Raw genomic sequence first — 2,024 nt, 5'->3', positions numbered from 1 at the left:
AAAATCCGCCAGTACCTGGTCGACAACAATTATGTTGAAACTGTGATTTCTCTGGCACCAAACCTGTTCTTCGGCACTACCATTGCGGTGAACATTCTGGTGCTGTCCAAGCATAAAACCAATACCAGCGTGCAGTTTATTGATGCCAGCGGGCTGTTTAAGAAAGAGACCAATAATAACATCCTGACTGATGGTCATATCGAAAAGATTATGCAGGTCTTTGCCAGCAAAGCGGATATTGACCACCTTGCGAAAACAATCCCTTATGAAACAGTATCTGCCAATGACTATAACCTGTCAGTCAGCAGCTACGTCGAAGCCAAGGATACCCGCGAAATTGTCGACATTGCAGAGCTAAATACCGAGCTAAAAACTACCGTCAGCAAAATCGATCAGTTACGCAAAGACATTGATGCAATTGTGGCTAAAATTGACGACTGCGAGGCACAGAAATGAGCGTTCTGAGCTATCTGGAAAAGTTACTTAATGGAGTTGATATTCAATGGAAGACGATTGGAGAAGTTACTCTACGAACGAGTAATATAAAATGGCGTGAGGCTACCCGCTCTTATCGATATGTGGATTTAACCTCTGTTGATATTGAAACAAAAAAAATCACTGAGACAACTGAAGTTACAGCGAACAATGCCCCGAGTAGGGCTCAAAAACTCATTGAGGAAAATGATGTTATTTTCGCAACAACTCGACCAACTCAACAACGGTTTTGCCTAATAGACGGTGAGTACTCAGATGAAGTAGCAAGCACCGGATTCTGTGTCTTAAGAGCGAAACAAGATGAGGTTCTGCCAAAATGGATTTGGCATTGGATTTCAACAAGTTACTTTAAAAAATATGTTGAAGAAAATCAAAGTGGATCAGCATACCCAGCGATATCTGACGCAAAGGTAAAGGAGTGCTATATTCCAGTTCCCTGCCCAGAAAATCCGGAAAAATCTCTGGCCATCCAGTCTGAAATCGTCCGAATTCTGGATAAATTCACTGCCCTTACAGCTGAACTTACAGCTGAACTTACCATGCGTAAAAAACAGTACAACTACTATCGCGACCAGTTATTGAGTTTTGAGGGGGGGAGTGTTGAGTGGAAGAGTCTGGGGGAAGTAGCAATAATTACAATTGGTGCGTTTGTCCGTAAGGACAAGCAGAATCCTGACGCAGATTATCCGGTCTACAACGGAGGGCGGACTCCTACAGGTTACTACGAAGACTTCAACAATGATGGCGATAAGATTATTGTGAGTGCGCGTGGAGCAAATGCAGGATTTGTAAATAAGAGTTCTACTCCTTACTGGGCAGGCAATAGTTGCTATTCCATCTCTGTTAGAAGCACTGAACAGTTGCATTGGATGTATGTCTATTACTATCTGAAACAATCCGAGACCAAATTAACGGGTATTCAGCAGAAAGGAGGTATTCCTGCCGTATCCAAAAAACAAATGGAGGACCTTTTACTACCAATCCCTTCAAAGTCAGAGCAAGTTAGGATTGTCACCATACTCGATAAATTCGACACATTAACAAGCTCTATCACCGAAGGCTTACCCCGTGAAATAGAACTACGCCAGAAGCAGTATGAATACTACCGTGATTTGCTGTTTAGTTTCCCAAAACCTGATGCGGTCAGTCACTGACAGACACAAGATAACTACTCGGCCGATGTCTGCTGGCCGGGTTACATATCATCACTTTTACTTGCCGGTAGTTCTGTTTTTTCCTCTGCCGGTTTTGCCCTGATGGCACACAGGATGCGCTATGACTCAACAGACACACACCATCGCTGAATCCAATAACTTCATCGTTCTCGACAAGTACACGAAAGCCTGGGAAGCCGGTGACAGCTACCAGAGCGAATCAGATTTAGAACGCGAACTGATTCAGGATCTGCGCAATCAGGGCTATGAATTTATTTCCGTTAAATCACAGACCGCAATGCTGGCTAACATCCGGACGCAGTTGCAGGCTCTCAATGGTGTTGTGTTCAATGAAAGTGAATGGCGGCGTTTCGC

At 43.8% G+C, this 2,024-nt stretch carries 3 protein-coding genes; all 3 read left to right on the top strand.

Annotated elements, in window-relative coordinates:
- The coding region (locus tag FKM52_RS21310) for an N-6 DNA methylase (RefSeq protein WP_141178092.1) at nucleotides 1-456 on the top strand (456 nt) is incomplete at its 5' end.
- Nucleotides 453-1,649, top strand: coding sequence for a restriction endonuclease subunit S (locus FKM52_RS21305; protein WP_141178091.1), 1,197 nt, complete (start codon nucleotides 453-455; stop codon nucleotides 1,647-1,649). The genes FKM52_RS21310 and FKM52_RS21305, both read left to right, overlap by 4 nt.
- 121 nt (nucleotides 1,650-1,770) lie before the next feature.
- Nucleotides 1,771-2,024, top strand: a 254-nt coding sequence (locus FKM52_RS21300) for an HsdR protein (protein WP_141178090.1), incomplete at its 3' end; no start/stop codon positions are given.

Source organism: Mixta tenebrionis, from assembly GCF_006517625.1.
GTDB classification, from domain to species: Bacteria; Pseudomonadota; Gammaproteobacteria; order Enterobacterales; family Enterobacteriaceae; genus Mixta; species Mixta tenebrionis.
Note: the sequence above shows the minus strand (reverse complement) of the source record. Positions and strands in the feature narration are given on the sequence as shown.